24 protein-coding genes and 1 tRNA gene are annotated in these 23,349 nt (G+C 70.4%); 18 read left to right on the top strand and 7 right to left on the bottom strand.

Annotated features, from left to right (window positions below):
• Window positions 1–55 precede the first annotated feature (55 nt).
• The 6 genes from DEJ06_RS00850 to DEJ06_RS00825 all read left to right on the top strand — a co-directional run bounded on the left by DEJ06_RS00850 (window position 56) and on the right by DEJ06_RS00825 (window position 3,675).
• Window positions 56–128 (top strand) — tRNA-Trp (locus tag DEJ06_RS00850).
• A gap of 35 nt (window positions 129–163) precedes the next feature.
• A complete protein-coding gene (gene secE / locus DEJ06_RS00845) occupies window positions 164–427 on the top strand; it encodes a preprotein translocase subunit SecE (protein WP_371830607.1) in 264 nt (87 codons plus the stop codon).
• A 134-nt stretch (window positions 428–561) separates the two neighbouring features.
• Window positions 562–1,611 (top strand): transcription termination/antitermination protein NusG, encoded by a 1,050-nt coding sequence (nusG, locus tag DEJ06_RS00840; protein WP_111038097.1) that lies wholly within the window; start codon window positions 562–564, stop codon window positions 1,609–1,611.
• A gap of 158 nt (window positions 1,612–1,769) precedes the next feature.
• Window positions 1,770–2,201, top strand: a complete 432-nt coding sequence (gene rplK / locus DEJ06_RS00835) for a 50S ribosomal protein L11 (protein ID WP_017888638.1) — start codon at window positions 1,770–1,772, stop codon at window positions 2,199–2,201.
• 90 nt (window positions 2,202–2,291) lie between these two features.
• The gene (gene rplA, locus DEJ06_RS00830) at window positions 2,292–2,981 is read left to right on the top strand and encodes a 50S ribosomal protein L1 (RefSeq protein ID WP_111038096.1); all 690 of its coding nucleotides are present in this window, start codon (window positions 2,292–2,294) and stop codon (window positions 2,979–2,981) included.
• An 85-nt stretch (window positions 2,982–3,066) separates the two neighbouring features.
• Entirely contained in the window at window positions 3,067–3,675 is a 609-nt protein-coding gene (locus DEJ06_RS00825; protein ID WP_071406320.1) for a Pr6Pr family membrane protein, read from the top strand.
• On the opposite strand, the gene DEJ06_RS00820 is transcribed toward DEJ06_RS00825, so the two are convergent.
• Window positions 3,672–4,355 carry a YqaJ viral recombinase family protein gene (locus DEJ06_RS00820; protein WP_111038095.1) on the bottom strand — a complete coding sequence of 228 codons (684 nt, stop codon included), beginning with the start codon at window positions 4,353–4,355 and terminating at the stop codon, window positions 3,672–3,674. The genes DEJ06_RS00825 and DEJ06_RS00820 overlap by 4 nt on opposite strands.
• 67 nt (window positions 4,356–4,422) lie before the next feature.
• Window positions 4,423–5,634, bottom strand: a complete 1,212-nt coding sequence (locus tag DEJ06_RS00815; RefSeq protein WP_027466368.1) for an ROK family transcriptional regulator — start codon at window positions 5,632–5,634, stop codon at window positions 4,423–4,425.
• Window positions 5,635–5,778: 144 nt separating this feature from the next.
• On the opposite strand from DEJ06_RS00815, the gene DEJ06_RS00810 reads away from it, so the two are divergent.
• From DEJ06_RS00810 to DEJ06_RS00785, 6 genes are all read left to right on the top strand, one after another.
• Window positions 5,779–6,525: a sugar phosphate isomerase/epimerase gene (locus DEJ06_RS00810; protein ID WP_111038094.1), complete on the top strand. Its 747-nt coding sequence runs from the start codon at window positions 5,779–5,781 to the stop codon at window positions 6,523–6,525.
• The gene (locus DEJ06_RS00805) at window positions 6,522–7,673 is read left to right on the top strand and encodes a Gfo/Idh/MocA family protein (protein WP_111038093.1); all 1,152 of its coding nucleotides are present in this window, start codon (window positions 6,522–6,524) and stop codon (window positions 7,671–7,673) included. Before DEJ06_RS00810 ends, DEJ06_RS00805 begins: the two co-directional genes overlap by 4 nt.
• 114 nt (window positions 7,674–7,787) lie before the next feature.
• Window positions 7,788–9,089 (top strand): sugar ABC transporter substrate-binding protein, encoded by a 1,302-nt coding sequence (locus tag DEJ06_RS00800; RefSeq protein ID WP_111038092.1) that lies wholly within the window; start codon window positions 7,788–7,790, stop codon window positions 9,087–9,089.
• 216 nt (window positions 9,090–9,305) lie between these two features.
• Entirely contained in the window at window positions 9,306–10,301 is a 996-nt protein-coding gene (locus tag DEJ06_RS00795; protein WP_017888646.1) for a carbohydrate ABC transporter permease, read from the top strand.
• On the top strand, window positions 10,294–11,133 hold the full coding sequence (locus DEJ06_RS00790; protein ID WP_017888647.1) for a carbohydrate ABC transporter permease: 840 nt from the start codon (window positions 10,294–10,296) through the stop codon (window positions 11,131–11,133). The genes DEJ06_RS00795 and DEJ06_RS00790 overlap by 8 nt, the downstream gene beginning before the upstream one ends.
• 157 nt (window positions 11,134–11,290) lie before the next feature.
• Window positions 11,291–12,244: a biopolymer transporter Tol gene (locus tag DEJ06_RS00785; protein WP_111038091.1), complete on the top strand. Its 954-nt coding sequence runs from the start codon at window positions 11,291–11,293 to the stop codon at window positions 12,242–12,244.
• 129 nt (window positions 12,245–12,373) lie between these two features.
• Here DEJ06_RS00785 and DEJ06_RS00780 read toward each other — a convergent pair whose 3' ends face one another.
• Both DEJ06_RS00780 and DEJ06_RS00775 read right to left on the bottom strand, forming a co-directional pair.
• The gene (locus DEJ06_RS00780; RefSeq protein ID WP_071406345.1) at window positions 12,374–13,051 is read right to left on the bottom strand and encodes an ABC transporter ATP-binding protein; all 678 of its coding nucleotides are present in this window, start codon (window positions 13,049–13,051) and stop codon (window positions 12,374–12,376) included.
• A 101-nt stretch (window positions 13,052–13,152) separates the two neighbouring features.
• Complete coding sequence (locus tag DEJ06_RS00775) at window positions 13,153–14,700, bottom strand: ABC transporter permease (RefSeq protein WP_111038090.1); 1,548 nt, start codon at window positions 14,698–14,700, stop codon at window positions 13,153–13,155.
• Between the two features lie 169 nt (window positions 14,701–14,869).
• On the opposite strand from DEJ06_RS00775, the gene DEJ06_RS00770 reads away from it, so the two are divergent.
• The 6 genes from DEJ06_RS00770 to DEJ06_RS00745 are packed head-to-tail and all read left to right on the top strand — an operon-like array spanning window position 14,870 to window position 20,200.
• Entirely contained in the window at window positions 14,870–16,318 is a 1,449-nt protein-coding gene (locus DEJ06_RS00770) for an oligosaccharide flippase family protein (protein WP_258372424.1), read from the top strand.
• A complete protein-coding gene (locus DEJ06_RS18140) occupies window positions 16,302–17,087 on the top strand; it encodes a sugar phosphate nucleotidyltransferase (RefSeq protein ID WP_181436747.1) in 786 nt (261 codons plus the stop codon). Before DEJ06_RS00770 ends, DEJ06_RS18140 begins: the two co-directional genes overlap by 17 nt.
• A gap of 54 nt (window positions 17,088–17,141) precedes the next feature.
• Window positions 17,142–17,777, top strand: coding sequence for an SIS domain-containing protein (locus DEJ06_RS00760; protein WP_181436748.1), 636 nt, complete (start codon window positions 17,142–17,144; stop codon window positions 17,775–17,777).
• Entirely contained in the window at window positions 17,774–18,748 is a 975-nt protein-coding gene (locus DEJ06_RS00755) for a hypothetical protein (protein ID WP_181436749.1), read from the top strand. The genes DEJ06_RS00760 and DEJ06_RS00755 overlap by 4 nt, the downstream gene beginning before the upstream one ends.
• Window positions 18,732–19,325 (top strand): HAD-IIIA family hydrolase, encoded by a 594-nt coding sequence (locus DEJ06_RS00750; RefSeq protein ID WP_181436750.1) that lies wholly within the window; start codon window positions 18,732–18,734, stop codon window positions 19,323–19,325. The genes DEJ06_RS00755 and DEJ06_RS00750 overlap by 17 nt, the downstream gene beginning before the upstream one ends.
• Window positions 19,322–20,200, top strand: coding sequence for a glycosyltransferase family 2 protein (locus DEJ06_RS00745; protein WP_111038084.1), 879 nt, complete (start codon window positions 19,322–19,324; stop codon window positions 20,198–20,200). The genes DEJ06_RS00750 and DEJ06_RS00745 overlap by 4 nt, the downstream gene beginning before the upstream one ends.
• A 5-nt stretch (window positions 20,201–20,205) precedes the next feature.
• On the opposite strand, the gene DEJ06_RS00740 is transcribed toward DEJ06_RS00745, so the two are convergent.
• From DEJ06_RS00740 to DEJ06_RS00730, 3 genes are read right to left on the bottom strand one after another with little or no spacing between them, the layout of a single operon-like run.
• The gene (locus DEJ06_RS00740; RefSeq protein ID WP_181436751.1) at window positions 20,206–20,916 is read right to left on the bottom strand and encodes a glycosyltransferase family 2 protein; all 711 of its coding nucleotides are present in this window, start codon (window positions 20,914–20,916) and stop codon (window positions 20,206–20,208) included.
• Window positions 20,913–22,268, bottom strand: coding sequence for a PIG-L family deacetylase (locus DEJ06_RS00735; protein ID WP_258372423.1), 1,356 nt, complete (start codon window positions 22,266–22,268; stop codon window positions 20,913–20,915). The genes DEJ06_RS00740 and DEJ06_RS00735 overlap by 4 nt, the downstream gene beginning before the upstream one ends.
• Window positions 22,265–23,299, bottom strand: a complete 1,035-nt coding sequence (locus tag DEJ06_RS00730; protein ID WP_111038081.1) for an acyl-CoA/acyl-ACP dehydrogenase — start codon at window positions 23,297–23,299, stop codon at window positions 22,265–22,267. The genes DEJ06_RS00735 and DEJ06_RS00730 overlap by 4 nt, the downstream gene beginning before the upstream one ends.
• Window positions 23,300–23,349: the final 50 nt, after the last annotated feature.

Genomic DNA, 23,349 nt, shown 5'->3' with positions numbered 1-23,349 from the left:
CGGACTCCCGTAGACTCGTCCACCGGAACGCGGATCGGTGACGAACCGTGTCCGAAGGGCGGTGGCTCAATTGGTAGAGCAGCGGTCTCCAAAACCGCAGGTTGCAGGTTCGAGTCCTGTCCGCCCTGCAACTCTGGAAGGGTAGAAGTTGGCGAGCAAAGACATGGAGACGACGGCGGACGACGTCGTCGCCAAGGCGAAGCAGGACCGGGCCGAGCGCCGCGGGCCCATCGCTGCCATCGTGCTCTTCATCCGCCAGGTGATCGGCGAACTGCGCAAGGTCGTGACGCCGACCCGCAAGGAACTCTTCAGCTACACGGGCGTCGTGCTCGTGTTCGTCGTCGTCATGATGATCCTGGTGTCGATCCTCGACTTCGTGTTCGGTCTCGGCGTCGGGTACGTCTTCGGCAACGGGCCCACGGCCTGACCCCGACGTCGACTGCCGTGTGCGGTCGTTCCGAGGAGTACGGTCGCCCGAGACGGCGTCGATCGTGACGGCGTCGCTCGTGACCATGAACGAACGCCACCCCGACCCGAACCACCGAACGGAAAGAATCGACTGTGTCTGACAACTCCCGCGATGACATCGACCTCGCGACGGCTGCCGAGCAGTCCTCCGAGGTCGAGGAGAACCAGGAAGGCGACGTCGAGACCGGCGAAGGACGCTCCGTCGAGTCCGCTGAAGAGCGTGCGATCTCGATCGAGGGCGACGACGACGAGTCCCTCGGCCTCAGCTCCGAGCCCGACGACGGCACCGTCGACGCCGGCCTCGGCGAAGCACTGACGGCCCTGCAGGAAGCCCGCGACCCCGAGGCTGACGCCGTCGTGGACGACGCCCTCGAGATCGACTCCACCGACGAGGCCGAGGCCGCCGTCGAGGCAGTCGAGGACGAGGAAGAAGTCGAACTCGAGTCCGAGACCGCCGCAGAGGCGAACGAGACGCTCGCGGCGGACGAGGCACTCGACGCCGAGGACGAGGACGACGAGCCCGCCGAGGTCGACCCGTACGAGGCCTTCAAGGCCGAGCTGCGGATGAAGCCGGGCAAGTGGTACGTCATCCACTCCTACGCGGGCTTCGAGCGCCGCGTGAAGTCGAACATCGAGAACCGCATGGTCTCGATGTCGATGGAGGACTACATCTACCAGGTCGAGGTCCCGATGGAGGACGTCGTCGAGATCAAGAACGGGCAGCGCAAGCTGGTCACCCGCGTCCGGATCCCCTCGTACGTGCTCGTCCGCATGGACCTCAACGAGGACTCGTGGTCCGTCGTCCGGCACACCCCGGGCGTCACCGGCTTCGTCGGCAACGCGCACAACCCGACGCCGCTCCGTTTCGACGAGGCGTTCGGCATGCTCAAGTCCCTGGTCCAGGTCGCCGAGGCCGCCCCGACCAAGGGCGGCGCGAAGGGCAGCGGCCTGCAGGCACAGCCCGCAGCCGAGGTCGACTTCGAGATCGGCGAGACGATCACCATCAAGGAAGGCTCGTTCGCGGGCCTGCCGGGTTCGATCTCCGAGATCAAGCCGGAGAGCGGCAAGCTCACCGTCCTCGTCTCGCTGTTCGAGCGCGAGACCCCGGTCGAGCTCAGCTTCGACCAGGTCACCAAGCTCTAACGACCACCCAGCTGTAGCGATCACCGAGATCGACTACACTGAACGGGTTTGGGCCCGCGCGCCTCGTGCGAGCGGGCCTTCACCGCTGTCCGGAACGGCCGGACCAGCGGGAGAGTGCACGGATCCCCGTGTGTTCGATTCCAGGAGGAAGACAAGTCATGGCACCGAAGAAGAAGGTCACGGGCCTGATCAAGCTGCAGATCAACGCGGGAGCCGCCAACCCGGCCCCCCCGATCGGTCCGGCGCTCGGTCAGCACGGCGTCAACATCATGGAGTTCTGCAAGGCGTACAACGCGGCGACCGAGTCGCAGCGTGGCAACGTCGTGCCGGTCGAGATCACCGTCTACGAGGACCGTTCGTTCACGTTCGTCCTGAAGACCCCGCCGGCCGCTGAGCTCATCAAGAAGGCTGCTGGTGTGCAGAAGGGGTCCTCGACCCCGCACACGGTCAAGGTCGCGAAGATCTCGATGGACCAGGTCCGTCAGATCGCCGAGACCAAGCAGGCCGACCTGAACGCCAACGACATCGAGCAGGCCGCGAAGATCATCGCCGGCACCGCACGCTCGATGGGCATCACGGTCGAGGCCTAAGCACCGATCGGGCTCCGGCCCACCACCAGACACCTTTCCGTGGGAGAGCCTCGCCGGCTCGCCAACCACGTATCTCGCAAGGAGACCACCATGGCGAAGAAGTCCAAGGCCTACCAGGCCGCGGCCGCGAAGATCGAGGCCGACAAGTTCTACACCCCGACCGAGGCCGTCGCCCTGGCCAAGGAGACCGGTTCCTCGAAGACCGACTCCACGGTCGAGGTCGCGCTGAAGCTCGGCGTGGACCCCCGCAAGGCCGACCAGATGGTCCGCGGCACGGTCATCCTGCCGCACGGCACGGGCAAGACCGCCCGCGTCATCGTCTTCGCGACGGGTGCGGCTGTTGAGGCTGCCATCGCCGCCGGTGCCGACGAGGTCGGTGGCGACGAGCTCATCGCGAAGGTCGCCGAGGGCTACACCTCGTTCGACTCCGCCGTCTCGACCCCGGAGCTCATGGGCAAGGTCGGTCGTCTCGGTAAGGTGCTCGGCCCGCGTGGCCTCATGCCGAACCCGAAGACCGGCACCGTGACCCCGAACGTGGCGCAGGCCGTCAACGACATCAAGGGCGGCAAGATCGAGTTCCGCGTCGACAAGCACGCCAACGTGCACTTCGTCGTCGGCAAGGCCTCGTTCACGCCGGAGCAGCTCGACGAGAACATCTCGACCGCGCTCGAGGAGATCAACCGCCTCAAGCCGTCGTCCTCGAAGGGCCGTTACGTCATGAAGGGCGCCGTCTCGACGACCTTCGGCCCCGGCATCCCGCTGGACGTCAACAGCATCTGAGTCCACTGACTCGTGGAAGGACCCGCACCGGCAACGGTGCGGGTCCTTTCCGCATGTGGGGCGCGTGTCCCGATAGCGTGGAGCCGTGCGCACCCTCGTGAACTCGCTCCGACTGATCGCCGTCATCGCCATCGTCGTCGCGGTCGTGGCGCAGTGGCTCGAGAGCTCGCAGACCCCGACCTACTCGTTCTGGAACTTCTTCGGCTACTTCACCATCCAGTCGAACCTGATCATCGCCGTGGCCCTCGCGGTGACGCTCGTCGCCGCGGCTCGTCGCAAGCGGGCGGACCTCGCCGTCTCGGTGCTCCGTGGCGCCGCGACGGTGTACATCGCAACGACCGGCATCGTCTACAACACGCTGCTCACGGGCGCGAACGTGTCGGCCTCGGTGCCGTGGTCGAACGACATCGTGCACAAGATCATCCCGGTGTACGCGGTGCTCGACTGGCTGCTGTTCTCGGACCGCGCACGGCTGCTGCTCCGCCACGTGTGGTGGTTCCTGCTCTACCCGGCGGTCTGGACCACCGTGGTGCTCGTCCGCGGTGCGACCGACGGGTGGGTGCCGTACCCGTTCCTCGATCCGGCGCAGGGCTACGGCGTCGTCGCGATCTACGTGGTCGGGATCGCGGTCTCGATCACGCTGCTCGGCATCCTCGTCGTCGGGATGAGCAGGCTGCGCCTGGTGAAGGTCTAGGAGCGGAAACCGCGGAGCTTGTCGAGCACCAGGTCGGCGAGCTGCACCAGCCCGCGGATCTGGTCGTCGTCGCGGTCGACCCAGCGGCACTCGGGTTCGTCGGCGACCGGTACGAACCCGTCGTGGCGTTCCCAGACGAACAGGGTACGGTCGGCACCGAGCACGTACTGCTGCCACCAGATCTGCCGGAGGTAGTGCCGGGGGATGCTCCGCCAGGCCTTGCCGGTGGTCTTGATCTCGGCGAGCACCACGCGGGACGACTCGTCGACCCCGACGCCGTCCGGGGTGGCGAGGTGGGCGCGGTTCGCGGCGGCGTGGAACAGGTGCGCCGAGGGCTGGATGCCGTGGGTGGCGGCCACCCAGGCGGCGATGACCGGTTCGCGGTCCTTGCCGTGCTCGGTGAACGCGTTGCCGGAGAACCGGGAGCCGTAGCGCTTCTCGGTGACGACGGCCTCGACGGCGCGCAGTGAGGCGAGCCGGGCGACGTCGGTGGCGGTGATGCCCATGGCGCGGGCGCGGAGCCAGGCGACGCGGTCCGAGGAGTGCGCGACGATGCGCTCGGTGTGGCCACGCAGGGCGGTGAACGCGTCACGCGCAGCCGGAGCCGGCCTACCGGGGGCGGGATCCGCCTCCAGACCGGGGTCCAGGTCGCCCCACAGGGTGGGCTGCACGATCGTCACCCGACGATTGTCCCCCCGACCACCGGCAAGACCGAAACCGACGCGCTCACGCGACCGTGGGTGTGCGTCAGGAGACGAGTTCGCGGCCCTCGGCGAAGGCGACCAGCTCGTCGACCCCGGCGGGGGAGAGGGCGTAGCCGATGGCGAGGGCCGCGGCGCCCTGCAGTGCGGCGAGGGACCCCGCGCGGGACTGCACGATGACGAGGTGCTCACTGGCCAGGGGCATCGAGCGGGAGTAGACGACCTCGCGGACTCCGGCGAGCAGGTGCTCACCGGCCTGCGTGATCGATCCGCCGAGTGCGATGACGGACGGGTTGATGAGCGAGATGCACGTCGCCAGGACCTCGCCGATGTCCCGACCGGCCTGTCGCACGGCGTAGATCGCGTCGAGGTCCGACCGGTTCACCAGGTCGATCACGTCCGCACCCGTGTGCGCGTCGTGCCCCTTCGCGCGGAGTGCGCGGGCGATGGCCGGACCGGAGGCCACGGCCTCCAGGCAGCCGGTGTTGCCGCAGTGGCAGGGGACGTCGCCGGCGCGGGAGACCCGCACGTGGCCGATGTCACCCGCGGTGCCCTGGGCGCCGCGCTGCAGCCGGCCCTCGGAGACGATGCCGGACCCGATGCCGGTGGCGACCTTCACGAACAGCAGGTGGTCGACGTCCGGCCAGCCGTGCTCGCGCTCACCGAGGGCCGCGATGTTGACGTCGTTGTCGAGCAGCACGTGGGCGGCGATGTGCTGACGGAGCCACGAGGGCACGTCGAAGCCGTCCCAACCGGGCATGATCGGCGGGTTGGCCGGGCGGCCGGTGGAGAACTCGACCGGTCCGGGGACGCCGATGCCGATCGCGATGACGTCCTGCCGACTGCGCCCGACCTCGGCGAGCAGGTCGTCGATCGTCTCGACGAGCCAGGACAGCGTCGGTACCGGACCGGCGGCGATGTCGATCCGGGCCTCGCGGGTGGCGAGTGGTGCCGCGACCAGGTCGGTGACGGCGACGCGACCGTGCGAGGCGCCGAGGTCGGCGGCGATCACGAGCCGGGCGCGGGGCTTCAGCGCCACCTGTGCTGGCGGACGGCCGCCGGTGGAGACGGCGGTGTCCACGGCGCCGACCAGCCCGATGTCGATCAGGGAGTCGAGGCGCACGCCGATGGTGGAGCGTGCGAGTCCTGTCAGTGCGGCGAGCTCGGCCCTGGTGCGCGGCACGCCGTCGCGGAGGATCTGGAAGAGCTCGCTCGTCCCGACCGGAGGCGACGCTGCCGTCCGGTTCAAGTCGACCATGTGGGGAGTGAAGCACACATCGTTCGCGCCACGCAATGAAGTCCGTCGACATTCCTCGGACTTCTGCTTGACCGCCGACAAAAGTGCTCGTAGTGTGACGATCGGTCAGTGACGACCGCACCATCTCGACGAGGAGAACCCCTGGTGACCCAACCGCTCTCGGTCCAGCTCTACACGGTCCGCGATGCCCTCAGTGCCGATCTGCCCGGCACCCTGCAGCGCATCGCAGACATCGGCTACACGAACGTCGAGGCCTTCGGCTTCGTCGACAACGCCGACGAACTCGCCGCCGCCCTCCGCGACGCCGGCCTCGCCGCCCCGAGCGGCCACGCCCGTCTGCTGGACGCCGGCGAGCAGGACCTCGAACGCATCTTCCACGCCTCCACCACCCTCGGCTTCGGGACCCTCATCGACCCGCACATCGACGAGTCCCGCTGGACCACCCGCGAGGACGTCGAGGCGATCGCCCGCGAACTCAGCGCCCTCGCCCCGCGCGCCGCCGACCACGGTCTGGTGCTCGGCTACCACAACCACGCGTTCGAGTTCTCGAACCGCATCGACGGCGTCAGCGCCTACGAGGTCTTCGCCGACGCCCTGTCCGACGACGTCGTGCTCGAGCTCGACACCTACTGGGTGCAGGTCGGCGGGGACGACCCGGTCGCGGTCATCGGCAAGTACGGCGACAAGGTCCAGTTCCTGCACGTCAAGGACGGCGATGGCTCGCACGACGACAAGCGGCAGGTCGCCGTCGGCAACGGCATCATGCCGATCCGCGACATCATCGCCGCGGCGCCCGACGCACTGCACGTCGTCGAGCTCGACGACCACGAGGGTGACGTCTTCCAGGCCGTCGCCGACTCCTACACGTTCCTCGAGGGGGCCCGCGCATGACCGACACCACGACCGCCGCTGCGCCGGCGACCGACAGCACCACCCGCACCGGCCCGGTCGGCGTCGGTGTCATCGGCGCCGGGGTCATCTCGGACCAGTACCTGTCGAACCTCACCGTCTTCCCCGACGTGACCGTCCGCTTCATCGCCGACATCGACCTGCCGCGCGCCGCCGCCCAGGCAGAGAAGTGGGGCGTCCCCGGATCGGGCACCGTCGAGGAGCTCCTGGCCGACGACGACATCGAGATCGTCGTGAACCTGACGATCCCGGCCGCCCACGTCGAGGTCGCGCTGCAGGCCCTGGCCGCCGGCAAGCACGTCTGGGGCGAGAAGCCCTACGCCCTCGACCGTGCCAGCGCCGCCGAGCTCCGCGACGCCGCGGCCGCCGCGGGGAAGACCGTCAGCGTCGCTCCGGACACGTTCCTCGGCGCCGGCCTGCAGACCGCGCTCCGCACCATCCGCGACGGCCGCATCGGGACGCCCCTGAACGGCCTGACGCTCTTCCAGAGCCCCGGACCCGAGTCGTGGCACCCGAGCCCCGAGTTCCTCTTCGCGTACGGTGCCGGTCCGCTGTTCGACATCGGCCCGTACTACATCACCACCCTCGTCCAGACGTTCGGACCGGTGAAGAAGGTCACGGCGACGGCGTCGAAGTCCCGCGCCACGCGCACCATCGGCTCCGGGCCGAAGGCCGGCACCGAGTTCCCGGTGGACGTCCCCACGAACCACTCCGCGCTGATCGAGTTCGAGAACGGCGGGAGTGCGCAGAGTGTGTTCTCGTTCGAGTCCGACCGCGGCCGCACCGGCTTCGTCGAGATCGCGGGGGAGACCGGCACCGTCGTGTTCCCCGACCCGAACAACTTCGACGGCGACACCGAGCTGTACGCCCTCGGTTCCGAGGAGCCCGAGACGATCCCCGCGGTCGGCTCCACCTACTCACGCGGCACCGGCGTGGTCGACCTGGCCCGCTCGCTGCGGGCCGGCGACGAGAACCGCGTCCCCGGTGCGCTCGCCTTCCACGTCCTCGACGTGATGGTCTCCATCGCCGAGGCGGCAGAACGTGGCGAGGCGGTGCTCGTCGAGAGCACCGTGTCGCCCTCCCCGACCCTCCCCGAGGGCTGGGACCCCGCGGAACGCACCCTGGCCTGACCGCCGGGGCGCTGCCCGCAACCCACAGCAGCACCCGACCAGCACCATCCGCAGCACCAGCTCCACCTCTGCACCATCCCCTGCACCATCTCAACGACGAGAAAGTAGAGAGTCATGCGCACTGCCATCCGCGCACTGGCCATCACCGCGGCCGCCGCACTCACCGTGTCCGGCCTCGCAGCCTGCTCCTCCGGATCGTCCGGCGACTCCGGCGACTCCAAGACGCTCACCTACTGGGCGTCCAACCAGGGCACGTCCCTGCAGAACGACAAGGAGGTGCTGACCCCCGTCCTCAAGAAGTTCACCAAGGAGACCGGGATCAAGGTCGACCTCCAGGTCATCGGCTGGAACGACCTGCAGAACAAGATCCAGACCGCCGTCACCTCGGGCCAGGGCCCGGACGTCGTCAACATCGGCAACACCTGGGCGACCTCGCTCCAGGCCACCGGCGCCTTCCAGGAGTTCGGTGACGCCGAGATGAAGGCGATCGGCGGCGAGGACAAGTTCGGCAAGGTCGCCCTGTCCACCGGTGGCGCGCCCGACAAGACGGTCACGAGCGTCCCGCTCTACGGCCTCGCCTACGGCCTGTACTACAACAAGAAGATGCTGTCGGACGCCGGCATCACCCCGCCCACCACGTGGGAGGAGATGGTCTCGGCCGCCGAGAAGCTGACCAAGGGTGACACCTACGGCTTCAGCCTCGCGGGCGGTTCGTACACCGAGAACTCGCACTTCGCGTTCATCAACTCGGCGCAGAACGGTGGCGAGTGGTTCGACAAGGACGGCAAGCCGACCTTCACCTCGAAGGCCAACGTCGACGGCATCAAGCGCTACCTCGACCTCATGCAGGACGCGAAGGTCGCCAACCCGTCGAACGCGCAGTACGACAACGCGACGCAGTCGACCACGGACTTCGCGAAGAAGAAGGCCGCGTTCATCCTCAACCAGAACAACGCGAACGCGACCATCGAATCGCTCGGCATGAAGTCGTCCGAGTACGGCGTCGTGGCGCTGCCCGCCCCGAGCGGTGGCGAGCAGATCGCTTCGTTCCCGGCCGGCATCAACCTGTCGGTGTTCAAGAACACGAAGAACAAGGACGGCGCGCTCAAGTTCGTCAAGTACATGACGAGCATGGACACGCAGACGACGCTGGACAAGCCGTACTCGGCTCTGCCGGTGCTCGCCGAGGCTGCTGACTCCGTCACGGACGAGCAGACGAAGACGTTCCTCGACATCTACAACAACAAGGCGAAGCCGCTCCCGCTGGTGCCCGCCGAGGACCAGTTCGAGTCCACGGTCGGCAAGGCGATGAACGACATGTTCGCCAAGATCGCGACCGGTTCCAAGGTCTCCGAGGCCGACATCAAGTCGGCCCTGCAGACCGCCCAGGACCAGGTGTCCCAGGCCGCCGGTTGATCCACCCTGGAGGCCCGGGTCGCGTCCGACGGACGCGCCCGGGCCTCCGCCCCTGACGTTCCAGGGCCGACCACCCGTCGGCCGTGAGGCACACGCCCCGGAGCCGACCACCCGTCGGCCGTGAGGCACACGCCCCACGCACCCCGCGCCTCCCGGCCGCTGCCACGGCCGCGCGGACCGCACCTGCACGCCCCTCCTGCCGAAAGGCCCCACCAGATGTCCACGACGGTCCTGCCCGACTCGGAGCGCATCGACCTGACGCACACGAAGGCCCCGACGATGTCGGGCCGTCCGCCAGGTCGCAAGCGCAAGACCCACTGGCTGCCCTACGCGCTCGTCGCGCCGGCCATCCTGTTCGAGCTGCTCATCCACATCGTCCCGATGCTCACCGGCATCTGGATCTCGTTCATCCAGCTCACCAAGTACTTCATCGCGAACTGGGGTGCCGCGCCCTTCGCCGGGTTCCGGAACTACCAGGTCGTCGTCGACTTCGACCAGGCGATCGGCCGCGGGGTCCTCAACTCGTTCCTCATCACGTGCGCCTTCACGGTCCTCGTGGTCGGGCTGTCCTGGACCTTCGGCATGGCCGCAGCCGTCGCGCTGCAGAAGCCGTTCGCCGGACGCGGGCTCTTCCGCACCCTGTTCCTCGTGCCCTACGCGCTGCCGATGTACGCCGGCGTCATCACCTGGAAGTTCATGTTCCAGCGGGACTCGGGGGCCCTGAACCACCTGCTCGTCGACCAACTCGGGCTGTTCGGCGGCAACGCCCCGTTCTGGCTCATCGGCAACAACGCGTTCGTGGCCGTCGTCGTCGTGGCGATCTGGAAGACCTGGCCGTTCGCGTTCCTGATGCTCATGGCCGGCCTGCAGTCGGTGCCGAACGACGTGTACGAGGCCGCCTCGGTCGACGGCGCCAAGCCGTTCCGCCAGTGGCGCTCGATCACGCTGCCGATGGTCCGCCCCGTCAACGTGACGCTCGTGCTCGTGATGTTCCTGTGGACGTTCAACGACTTCAACACGCCGTTCGTGCTGTTCGGCTCGACCGCGCAGCCACCCGCCGCGGACCTGCTGAGCTTCCACATCTACAACGCGTCGTTCATCACCTGGAACTTCGGTTCCGGTGCCGCGATGAGCGTCCTGCTCCTGCTCTTCCTGCTCGTCGTCACCGGCATCTACCTCGCCGTGACCAACCGGAGGTCCGTCCGTGCGTGAGACAACTGGCGCCAAGTCCTTCAAGATCATCACCCTGGTCGTCCTGACGCTGTTCACGGTCGTGCCGCTCTACGTGATGATCACCACGGCCATCAAGCCCCTCGGCGACGTGCAGGACAACTTCACGTGGATCCCGTCGCGGATCACCTTCCAGCCGTTCATCGACATGTGGTCGACGGTGCCGCTCGGTCGGTACTTCATCAACTCGCTCGTGGTCTGCACGGTGGCGACGGTGTTCTCGCTGATCATCGCGACGTTCGCCGCCTACGGTGTCTCGCGCTGGAACTTCAAGGGCAAGAGCACCTTCACCACCGCGGTGCTCTCCACGCAGATGTTCCCCGGCGTGCTGTTCCTGCTGCCGCTGTTCCTGATCTTCACGAACCTCGGCAACACCCTGGGCATCCAGCTCGTCGGGTCGTGGCTCGGTCTGATCATCACGTACCTGACGTTCACGCTCCCGTTCTCGATCTGGATGCTGGCCGGGTACTTCGAGACCATCCCGCGCGAACTCGACGAGGCCGCGATGGTCGACGGTTCGGGCCCGATGGGCGCGCTGTTCCGGGTCATCCTGCCGTCGGCCCGTCCGGGTCTGGTGGCGGTCGGGATCTACTCGTTCATGACGGCCTGGGGTGAGGTCCTCTTCGCCTCGGTCATGACGAACGGCCTCGGCTCGACCCTGGCGGTCGGTCTGCAGCAGTACTCGACGCAGACGAACGTGTACTGGAACCAGGTCATGGCGGCGTCGCTCGTCGTGTCGATCCCGGTCGTGGCCGCGTTCCTCGTGGTCCAGCGCCAGTTCGTCGCCGGCCTGACCGCCGGTGCCGTGAAGTAGGCGGAGGCCCCCTTCCGCAGGACCCCTTCCGCAAGACACCGGTGTTCACGCTCGACGCCCCGCATGACGGGGTGCGCAGCGTGGACACCGGTGTTTTGCCGTTCCCCACCCGACGACCCACCGACCCCGACCACCCGACGACCGACAGGATGGAACCATGAGCGACGAGACCCGCGGGCGGCAGCTGCTGCCCGGACAGACCAGCCGCGTGCACGTGTACGACGTCGAGTCCCGCACCTCGCGGCTCGTGTTCGAGTCGGCCACGGTGCTCGTCGAGGCGCCGAACGTCCTGGACGCCGAGACCCTGGTGCTCAACGGCGACGGAGGCCTCTGGCTGCTGCGGCTGCCGTCGGGCGACAGTGGCACCGACACCGTGCTCGACGAGACGGCGCTCGTGCCGGTGCCGATGGACGGCGTCGACGAGATCAACAACGACCACGTGCTCGACCCGTCCGGCAGCTCCATCGTGGTGAGTGCCCGTGACGGCGAGCTGTACCGCGTCCCGCTGCCCGAGGGCGGCCCCGCGACCCGGATCACCGACGTCGCAGCGGCCCTGCCCACCAAGCGCAAGTTCTACCTGCACGGCATCGCCCACGACGGCAGCGCCCTCGCCGCCATCGTGGGGGAACTGTCCGAGGACGGCGTCTGGACGACCGACGTCGCGATGGTCGACCCGGAGACCGGCGAGCCGACGTTCGTCACCCGGGACGAACACCCCGACGACGGCTGCACCATCAGTCCGGCCGGCGGGATCCTGCTCTGGAACACCGAGCGGTTCACCCCCGGCACCGCGCAGCTGGCCGTGCGCTGGCCCGGGCACGACAGCCCCGTCCGCCTGACGAACGACGACCGGGTGAACTGGTTCCCGCACCTGTCCCCGGATGCCGCACACCTGCTCTACCTGTCGTACGAACCTGGCGTGCAGGGCCACCCGGCCGACCACCGCGTCGAGCTCCGGCTGCTGCCGGGGTCGCTCGTCCGCGGCGCTAGGATCGCGGTCCAGCCGGAGACCCTGGTGGCACTCGACGGCGGCCAGGGGACGGTCAACGTGCCCCCGTGGGCCCCGGACTCGACGTGGTTCGCGTACTGCGACTACCCGGTGGCGGGGTAGCGGCAGCGGCGGCGTCTTCACGCGCTGCGCGACAGTCCACGCGCTCCTGGACGCGTGGACTGTCGCTCAGCGCGAAACGCGATCGGACGCCCCGCGCCTGCCCGCACGCCTGCGCCTGCGCCCGCCCCGCTAGACCTCGCGCACCTGCCCCTGCTTGATGTGCAGGCGCCGCTCGGCACGCTTCGCGACCCACGAGTCGTGCGTGACGATGACGACGGTCAGCCCGCGCTCCCGCCACTGCTTCTCGATGAGCGCCATGATCTCGTCGCGGGTCGACTCGTCGAGCGCACCCGTCGGCTCGTCGGCGAGCAGCACGCTCGGGTTCTTCACCAGCGCCCGGGCGATCGCCACGCGCTGCTGCTGGCCGCCGGACAGCTCGGCCGGCAGGTGCTCCATCCGCTCACCCAGACCGACCTCGCGGAGCGCGGCGACCGCACGCTCGCGGACCTCGCTCCGCGACCGGTTCGCGAGCGACCCCGCGAACGCCGTCTCGACGTTCTCGAGCGCCGTCAGCGTCGGGATCAGGTTGAAGCTCTGGAACACGAAGCCGATCTCGGTCGCCCGCAGGTCGGTCAGCGCGCCGTCGCCGAGCTTCGCCACGTCGCGGTCGCCACCGAGGTGGATCGACCCGGCACTCGGCCGGTCGAGCGCTCCGAGCATCTGCAGCAGGGTCGACTTCCCGCCGCCGGTCGGCCCCTGGACGGCCACGAGTTGCCCCTGCGGGATCGTCAGGTGGACGTTCGTCAGGGCGGTGACGGTCCGGTTCTTCTGCTGGTAGGTCTTGCTGACGTTCGTCAGCCGGTACATCGGACTGGAGGCACGGCTCGCCTCCGCCTCGCCGGTCGCGGTGTCGGTGCTGGTCACGGTTGCTCCTGTCGTCGGTTCGGTCGTGTCGGTGCGGCCGGGCATCAGGCCACGCTCCGGAGCGCCTCGGCCGGACGGAGCCGGCTCGCACGCCAGCCGCCGAGCGCGCCGGCGATGAGGCCGCCGAGGATCGCGAGGCCGATCGCCAGCAGGATGATCTCGACGGTCACCGGGGCGTGCAGGACCACGTCGGTCGTCGACGCGGTGCTCGCGCCGCCGCCGAAGCCCCTGGCCGGCGCACCGCCCGTCGTGCCGCTGCCCGCGGCCGCGGTCGCTGCGCCGCCGGGCATGCCACCACCGCCACCGGCACCCCCGCCGGTCGTGCTCGAGGCGCTCGCCGAGATCGTCGGACTGATGACGTTCACGACGAGGATGCCGATCAGGCCGGCCGCGGCGCCGAGCACGCCGCCGATCAGGCCCTGCACCAGGGACTCACCGGCCACCTGTCGGGTGATGCGGCCGTTCGACCAGCCGATCGCCTTGAGGGTCCCGAACTCGCGGGTGCGGCGGGTCACGCCGGAGATCGTGAAGAGGATCGCGATGAGGAACGCCGCGGCGAGCACCACGATCGACAGCCACTTGCCGAGGTTCGAGACCAGGCTCGACGCGGTGCTGAGCGACCCGGACACGCTCGAGGCCAGGTCGGCCTCGGTGGAGACGGTGGCGCTCGTCAGCTTCGCCTGCAGAGCGGACTTGATCGTGCTGACGTCGGACGAGGACTCGGCGGAGACGTAGATCGAGGTGACCTTGCCGTCGAGGTCGGCCAGCGCTTGCGCGGTGTCGAGCGGGATGTAGGTGTTCGAGCCCGTGGTCGAGGCCGAGCCGGTGGAGCTGACGATGCCGATGACGGTGAAGTCGGTGCCGCCGATGTCGACGGTGTCGCCGACCGCCTTGGACTCGCTCTTCGCGTACGACGCATCGAGCACGACGACGTCCTTGCCCGTGTCCTTCGCGGCGAAGGTGCGCCCCTTCGTGAGCTCGGTGCTCGTGAGCGGACCGACCGTCGCGCCGGACACCGGGATGCCGGTCACCGTGAACGAGTCGACGCTGAACGACCCACCGCCGAACCCGCCGCCACCGCCGGTGTCCCCGCTCGGCGGGCCCTGCTGGGTGGTGCTGTCGCTGCTGGAGTCGCTGCTGCTGTCCGTGCTGCTGTCGTCGGTCGACTGCTGCTGGACCTGGCCGGAGAACGTGCTGTTCTCGAGGGTCAGCACACCGGTCGCGGCCTTGACGCCGTCGGTGCTCGTGATCGTGGACAGGTTCGCGGCGTTCAGGGTGCTCGTGCCGCGCGCGACCGCGAGCCGCGACTGCGCCAGGTTGGTCGAACCGCTCTCGTCGTCGCTGTCGCCCTGGCTGCCGAAGTCGAAGCTCGGACGCCCGCCGTTCGTCGACGCCGTCGCGGTCTTGGTGACGGTGATGTCGGTGCCGACGCCGTAGACGGACTGCAGGACGCTCGACTGCGCTGCCTGCACGCCACCCGAGATCGACGACACGATCACCACGAGGGCGATGGCCAGGGCCATCCCGATCGCGATGATGACCGTCTGCTTCTTGCGGTTCGTGAGTTCGCGCCTGAGGTAGGTCAGGAACATGGTTCTCCTCGGTGGTGGCCGGCTGGGGTCACCGGCCGCGCAGAGCACGCGGCGGGGCCGACGGAGGAGAAGCTAGGCAGCGTTGTTGTGGCGAGCACTGTTGCTTCCGATGAACCGTGTAAGCGAATCGATGTCGTTTGCCGACACGTGATATTCTGCATATGTGACGATGGTTCGGAGTGGGGTGTTCAGCATCGCCGGAACCACGTTCCGGGCTTCCGTGCAGATCGTCTCGAACGTGGTCGTGGCCCGCGTGTTGGGGCCGGACGCCTACGGTCTCGCCGCAGCCGTCCTCGCGCTCGGTGTCGTCCTCGAGCTGGTACGGAACAGTGGGTTCGCCGCGGTCGTCCTCCGCTCCGGTGTCCATCCGGCGGACGTCCACGTCGCGCTCCACCGCGCCAGTGCCGCGACGGGGCTCCTGCTGGGGGGTCTCGTCGCCGTCGCTGGACTCCTGGTCCGCGGGGCGTTGCCGTCCTCGCTCTCCGGTGGGCTGCTTTTCGCGGTCGCGGTGGCCTTCCCACTCGCCGGCTTCGTCGCCGTCCCGATCGCTGCGATGGTGCGCGACCACGAGATGGGGCGGGTCGCACTCGTCGAGTCGATCGCCGTGGTGCTCGGTTCCGTCGTGTCGATCGGTCTCGCACTCGCCGGCGCCGGGCCCGTCGCGATGGTGGCGCAGGTGGTGGCCGTGTGGGCCGTCATCACGGTCGGCGTCGTCGTCCTGCGTCGGGTTCCCCGCGGCGCTGCGGCATCGTGGCGATCGGTCCGGACCATGGCCGCGCTCGCGCGGGACGTGTCGTTGGTCCAGGTGGTCTCGCTCGTCGCGCGGGCGGGTGACCGCGTGCTGGTGGCCGTGCTCTTCGGCCCGGCGGCATCCGGCCTGTACGTCCAGGCCATGCAGTTGATGACCCTGCCACTGGACCAGATCGGGGCGGCTGTCCAGCGCATCGCGATCCCGGCGATGGTCGGCGTCGACGCCGTCGTGCTCCGCAACCGGTTCCGACGACTCGTCGGCACGGTGACGCTCCTGGCCTGGCCGGTCCTCGCCGTACTCGGAGTGCTCGCCGACCCGATCGTCCGCCTGCTGTTCGGGGTCGAGTGGCTCGGCTCGGCCGCGCTCTTGCCGTTCCTCGTCGTCGCGGGCGGAGCGCAGGCGCTCGGGTTCGCTGCCGTCTGGTACTTCATCGCCAGCGGCCGTTCCGGGCGACAGGTCCGCTGGGCACTGGTCACCCAGCCGGCCGTCGTCGGTGCCCTCGTGCTCGGCACCGTCTGGGGGCCGACGGGCATGGCCGCGGCGTACGCGATCGCCTGTACCTGTCTCGTGGTGCCGGCCTTCCTGGTGGCGACGCGGGGCTCCGGACTGCGGGTGCGCGACCTCGGCCTCCCCGTCCTCCCCGCAGCTGCGGCCACGAGCGCCGCGGTCCTCGTCTCGGCCGCGGTCCGGGGCAGCGTCGGTGCTGATCCCATCGGCTCCGTGCTCCTGCCCGGCCTCCTCGGAGCGCTGGCGGCGCTGCTCGTCGCCCTCGTGTTCCCCGACGTCCGCTCGGCCCTGCCCCGTCGGCGCCGTCGACCTCCCCGTTCCCGTCCCAGGAAGGCGCTCGCTCGTGGCCCGGTTCCCTGATCCCGTCACCCCGGTCCCACCCGTACGGACGGCCGTCATCCCCGCTGCCGGCCGGGGTACCCGACTCGGTCGCCTGACGCGTGCGATCCCGAAGGAGCTGCTGCCACTCGGCGACCGGCCGACCCTGGACATCGTGGTCGACGAACTGATCGACGCCGGGATCGACCGCATCGTCCTCGTCACGCGGTCGGACAAGACGGGGCTGAACGACTACGTCACGGACGTCCTCCGGCCGGAAGCCCGAGCTCGTGGCATCGAGCTGGAGACCTGTCTCCAGACCGCCCGGCCGGGCAACGGGGGAGCGATCCTGTCGGCTGCGACACGGGTGCACGACGAGTCCTTCCTCGTGCTCTGGGGTGACGAGGTCGTCTTCGGCGAGAACCGCAGCGCCGTCGTCCTCGACCGTCACCGCAGCACCGGACTCCCCGTCATCGCAGTCGTGCGGGCGCCTCGTGCGGCACTCCGGCGCTGCGGCGTCGCCCGCGTGGACCCCGGCGGGAGGGTCGTGGAACTCGTCGAGAAGCCGGTCGACCCACCCGTCGACGGGCTCGCTTCGGTCGGCGGGTACGTGGTCACGCCAGCGGTGCTCGGTGCGCTCCGCGAGGTCGCCCCCGCGGCCGACGGGGAGCTCTACCTCAGTGCTGCGCTCGGGGCGCTCGCACTCGGCGGCGGCGTGCAGGCCGCGGAGATCCACGGCGACTGGCACGAGACCGGGTCGATCGACGGCTACACGGCCGCGTTCGCCGCAGCGGTTGCCATCACACGTTGATATTTTGCATGTGCAATAGGTATGCTGGTCGTCGTCATCGAACGAAGGACAGCCATGCTCACCACCACAGCCCCTGACCTGCGGGCCGCCGCGCAGATCGTCGAGGCGTACTCCGTCCAGATCGACCGGTTCGCCCGTCGGTTCCCCGTCGACGAGATCGCGCGCATCGCGGCCGTGCTCGTCAACGCGCACCGCGGCGGACGCTCGGTCTACGTCTTCGGCAACGGGGCCTGCGCGGCGTTGGCGAGCCACATGGCGGCCGACCTCGCGAAGAGCCTGGCTCCGACCCGGCAGGCCGACCCACTCGCTGCGGTCGCCGAGCGGCTCCGGATCCTCGCACTGACCGACAACGCAGCCATGATGACCGCCGTCGGCAACGACTTCGACTACGACGACGTCTTCCTCGAGCAGCTGCGGGTCCTCATGCGCACCGGGGACGTCGTGTTCGGCCTCAGCGCCTCCGGGGGGTCCACCAACGTGCTGCGCGCGCTCGACTTCGCCCGCGACCGCGGTGCCGTCACACTCGCCTTCACCGGGGCGATGCAGGCACTCCCACCGATCCTCGACGTCGTCGACGTCGCCGCCGTGGTGCCGTCCTGCGACATCGACGTCATCGAGGACTTCCACGTCGCGTACCACCACGCGCTCACCAGGGCCTTCGTCGCCGGCGTCCAGGTCGCTCGCTCGTGATCATCGCTCGTTCACCGCTCCGCGTCTCCTTCTTCGGTGGGGGCAGCGACCTCCCCGCGTACTTCTCCGAGCAGCCCGGGTGTGTGGTCAGCACCACGATCGACCTCGCCGTCGAGACCGTCATCCGGCCCCGTGCACGTGGCGGGATCCGCGTCGCGACCGACGGTGTGCAGACGGTGGACACCCCGGCAGCCATCGAGCACGACTTCGTGCGCGAAGCCCTGCTGCACGACACCCCGGCGGTCCCGGTCGACGTCTCGATCCACTCCGACGTCCGGAGCTCCGGTACCGGCCTCGGGACATCGGGCGCGGTCGTCACCAGCCTGGTCGCGGGGTTGGCGGCACTCCGCGGTGTCGACCTCGAGCCGAGCGCGCTCGCCGCCACGGCCAGTGAGATCGAGATGATCCGGTGCGCGCGTCCGGTGGGGCTGCAGGACCAGACCGCGTCCGCCCACGGGGGACTCCGTCGGTACGACTTCGACACCGACGGTTCGACGATCGCGACGTCGATCGACATGCCGGCCAAGGCCCGACACGAACTCGAGTCGTCGCTCGTGCTGGTCGACACCCTCATCGGGCGGGATGCCGGGAAGCAACTCGGCCGCCAGGCCCGCACGATGTCGCAGCCGGGCGGAACGCGGGACCGCGTGACGCGGATGGTGGAGCTCGCCCGGGTGATGGGCGACGAGCTCGCCACCGGCCGCACGGACTCCTTCGGCCCCGCACTGCACGAGGCATGGATGCTCAAGGCCGAGGTGCTCGGAACGACGGCGAGCCCCGTCATCGACCTGTACGAGCACGGTCGCACGCTCGGGGCCACCGGCGGGAAGCTGCTCGGTGCCGGCGGTGGCGGACACATGCTGTTCGTGGTGCCCCCGTCCGAGCGTGCTGCGTTCGTCCGTGCCCTCGGTCCCGAACGGGTCGTCCCCTTCGCCTTCTCGGAGACCGGGACCCGTGTCCGTCTCGCGTGACCGCCACCGGTCGCTGGAACGGCACTCCGAACGGCCGCTCGACGGCGTCGACGCACTCTTCCTCGACCGGGACGGCGTGCTCGTCGTCGACCACGGGCACGTCGGGTCGCTCGATCGCACCGAGCTCGTCCCCGACGCGATCGAAGCGGCCGCGAGGGCCTGGCGCGACGGTGTCCCGGTGGTCGTCGTGACGAACCAGAGCGGCATCGCCCGAGGCTGGTACGACTGGTCCGGTTTCGACACCGTGAACGGGCACATCCGCCGAGCCATGCAGTCCCACGGCGCGGACGTCGACGTGATCGTCGGGAGTGCTCGACTGCCCGGCGACCCGGACCCCTGGCGGAAGCCCGGACCCGGGATGGTCCTGGCGGCAGCAGCGGCGTTCGGCATCCGGCTCGCCGGATCGTGGATCGTCGGCGACCGGCCGTCCGACCTCGCCTGCGGTCGGGCCGCCGGGCTCGCCGGCGGTGTCCTCGTCGGTGACCTCCACGCCACGGGCGTGCCCCCTGCCGCCGGGATCACCACGGCGGCCACGATGATCGGCGCGACGGCCGGTCGACGGGACCCCGCACGATGAGCGGCGTCGCACCGCAGCCCACGGTCGGCGTCGTCATCCCGGTCGGGCAGCGCACCACCGTCGAGCTCGGCCCGCAGTTCGCGGCACTCGCCCGGCAGACGTGGACCGGACCCGTCGAGATCGTGGTCAGCTGCAACGGTGAACCCCGCCACCTGGTCGACGCGCGCATCGCGGCCGTGACGTGGCCGAGCGGCTGGACGGTCCGTTCCATCGACTCGTCCGCGATCCGAGGCGCTGCCCCGGCACGGAACGCCGGCTGGCGGTCGCTCCGTGCCGACCTCGTGCTGTTCTGCGACGCTGACGACGTCGTCGCTGACTCCTGGATCGAGGGGATGGTCCGGGGGTTGGCTGACGCCGGTGTCTGCACGGGGCCGCTGCTGCACGACGCACTGAACGAGCCGTGGATGTGGGAAGCGCCCGAGCAGGCATGGCCGATCGTGCGGTTCGGACACCTCCCGCACACGTCCGCGGCCAACCTCGGCATGCGGCGCACCGTCCTCGAGGCCACCGGTGGGTTCGACACGTCGCTCGGTGCAGCCGAGGACATCGACCTGGCATGGCGTGCGACGTACCTCGGGTTCCCGACGCACTTCGAGCCGTCCGCGTCGGTGCAGTACCGGCTCCGCCGAGGCACCCGGGAGCTGTTCCGGAACAACCGGCACTACGCGCGCTGGGACCGTGTCCTCGTCGACAAGCACCGAGCGCACGGTGCCGCCTGGCGCCCGCGCGAGGTCCTCCGTCACCTCGTCGCCACCGGGTGGGCGCTCGTCCGGGCTCCGTTCGGCCGGCGGCGACGACGTGCTGCGGCGATCCGCCTCGGGACGGTCGCCGGCTGGGTGGAGCGTTGGGCCGGTCGGCGACCGACCTCCACCTAGGGCGGTCAGCCGACGTCGCCGTACCGCTGGCGCAGGTGCTCCGCGTACCCGCCGGGGGTCCGGCCGGCGAAGCGCCCGCTCGTCACCACCGGCAGGTCGACGGTGGCGTCCACCCGGAAGCCGAGCGCCCGCGCCCGGGCCACCAGCCGCGCGTCCTCGTGCTCGGGCACGGGGTCGAACCCGCCGAGGCTGACGTACGCCGCGGCGAGCACGCCGAGGTTCGCGCCGTGCACGTGGCCGAGGGCGGCACCGGGCGGGTGCGCCCGCGTCCAGCGGTCGAGCACCGCGGGCGCCAGGTCGTCCGGGTCGGGGACGACGGCACCGACGAGCACCTGCGCACCGGAGGTGAAGGCGTCGGACTGCTGGACGAGCCACCGTTCGTGCACGCGCGAATCGGCGTCGGTGTGGGCGAGCCACCGGGCAGACGGATCGCCGTCGTGGGCACGGAGCGCGTGCGTCGCCCCGATCGTGCGTGCCCGACCGACCCCGACACGGTCCGTGGTCAGGACGTCGACGGGGTACCGATCAACCACCGAAGCGGTGCCGTCCGTGCAGCCGTCGAGCACCACCGTGACGGCGGCGTCGAATCCGGGTCGCTCCGCGGCGAGCCGGTCGACGGCCACCAGGAGCGCGTCGAGGCACGCGGCGATCCGGTCCGCCTCGTCGTGCGCGGGGACGACGACGTCGATGCGTGCACGCGGTTCCGGTCCGGTCACCGGATGATCCCCTCGGCCCGGGCCACCGAGGTGGCCGCCGGGCCGGGCAGGACGCTCAGGACGAAGTCCTCCTCCACGTGTCGGAGCAGGGCGGGACGCGGCCACCGTTCGGTCAGCCGTGCGTCCACCGCGTCACCGCTCGACACGGCTTCGTCGTCGGGGTGCCGCCAGTGACAGGCAACGAGCACGCCGTCGTCGTCGAGTGACCCGAGCACACGGTCGATCGTCGCGTCGAGGTCGGCTGGTGACAGGTAGTACCCGACCTCGGACATCACCACCAGGTCCCAGCGCCCGTCCGGCCACTCCGCCGGCAGGGCAGCCTGCACGAACCGCGCGGTCGGGGCGCGGCGGGCAGCACGCTCCAGCGGCGCCGCCGAGATGTCGGTGCCGAGGACGTCGTCCGCGCGGTCGGCCAGGGCGGCTGTCAGGACCCCGGTGGCGCAGCCGAGCTCGAGCGCCGACCGGTAGCGCGGGCGGGGAAGCGCCGCCAGCGTCACGGCACGCTTGCGCTGCTCGTACCAGGACCCGTCGAAGTCCCACCCCTCGGGCTTCCGGTCGTAGTGGGCGTCGAACGACTCGCGCGACCGCGACGCGGCGGACCCCGGCGCGAAGAACCACTCCGTCGCCCGCAGGTGATGGGCGGCGTGCCGGTCGTCGACGATCGCCTCGTCTCCCGGTGCAGGCGACAGGGGCCAGGTCTGCGACGGGTAGGCATCGAGGGCGGCACGCTTCCGGGCGACGAGGTCCTCGGGCAGCGCGAGGGCCCGGACGTCGGCCCACGGGGCGACGGAGTGGTCCGGGTCGTCCCAGTGCCAGGCCCAGACCGGGTACGCGAGCAGGTCGACGTCGGGGGCGCTCGCCGCGGCGGCCTCGGCGACCTCGCCCGCGATGCGGTGGTCACGGTGCCCGTCCCCGCGCCACGGCGCGACGAGCAGCACGGGGCGGGCGGCGTCGGCGAGCACCGTGTCGAGGCTGTCGACGACACGGTTCCGGTGTTCGCGGGTCGCGCCGTCCGGGATCCCCACCGAGGTCGACGTCACGTCGGGGTGCAGGGTGCGCAGGGCCGCCACGAACTCGTCGTCACGGGCGGTGGCGAGCGCTTCCGGGGTCGTCGTGGGGGAGTCCGGGTGGGAGCGCTCGCCGCGGGTGAGGAGCAGCACGTGCACGGGGACGCCGACCGCTGCAGCGGCCGCGATCAGCCCACCGGCGCCGAGGGTCTCGTCGTCGGGGTGGGGCGCGACGACCACCACCGACCCGATGCCGGACAGTTCGATCGCCGGTGCGTCCAGGCCGTCGAGGAACCCCGTCCACGCCGCCGGGTCGGTGCCCGGCTCGCGGTGGTCGAAGCTCACCACGCGACACCGCCCCGCTCGAGCACCATCCGGCCGAGGCGGGCGAGGTCCCGCGCGCCGTGGTCCTGCAGGACGTAGAGCTCGAGGTCGGCGACCCGCGCGGCGACTGCGGGGTCGGCGGTCAGTGGAGCCGGGCCGATCGTCGAGACCACCCGCTCGCGCACGGCGTCGACCGAACGGCGCACCCGCGACCGGACGGTCTGGGCGAGCAACCGCCAGTCGGTGTCGTCGGAGGCCGGGTCGGAGTCGTCGATCCGGGCGGCGGCGTCGGCGAGGGCGTCCTCCGCGTCGGCGAGGTCGGCCACGGTGGCGCCGAGGGCGGCCTGCAGCAGCTCGGACTCCGGGTGCGCCGACGCGGTGTCACGGAGCACCCGGGCGAGCCCGACTGCACCGCCCCACCAGCAGGCCGCGACGCCGATGCCGCCCCAGGCGAAGCCCGGGCGTCGCAGGTACCAGCCGGGCGCCCCGACGGGTCGTGCCCGGACGCCGTCGAAGTCGACCGGACCGCTCGGCACGTCCGGCATGCCTCGTGCGGCCCAGGCCTCGTCGTGCGCGGTGACCCCGGGCTGTCGCAGGTCCACGGCGACGAGGACCCGCTCGTCGCCCAGGTGCGCGGTGACCAGGGCGTGCGAGAGCGTCGAGGCGAGCGAGCACCACGGCTTCGTGCCGCGCAGCAGGACCGTGCCGTCGTGCTGTGGTGCGGCGTCGAGTCGGAGGCCCGGCCCCTCGGCCGCGAAGACGCCCCAGGTCGAGCCGTCCGGGGCGTCGACCCCGGCCTGCGCGAGGATCCCGAGCGCGTCCAGGTGCGGTTCGACGGTGCGGGCGGTGGCGACGTCCGCCGCGGCGACCGCGGCGAGCGTGCCGAAGAACCCGCCGGCCGTGCCGGCGGACAGGGGTGGGGTGGTGGCGGCGACCGCCCGCGCGACCGTCAGGCGGTCCGTCGGTGGCGAGCCGGGCCTCCCGGTCGTCCGTTCGATCCGCGCGGTGTCCAGGTGCCGGGCCGACGGGGGCCAGGCTGCAGATCGCAACATGCTCCCAACGTACGGAGCGGTCGACGTGGACGTGTCCTCGATCCACAGAA

Source organism: Curtobacterium sp. MCLR17_051 (assembly GCF_003234395.1).
GTDB classification, from domain to species: domain Bacteria; phylum Actinomycetota; class Actinomycetes; order Actinomycetales; family Microbacteriaceae; genus Curtobacterium; species Curtobacterium flaccumfaciens.
This window is presented reverse-complemented; position numbering and strand designations above follow the sequence as displayed.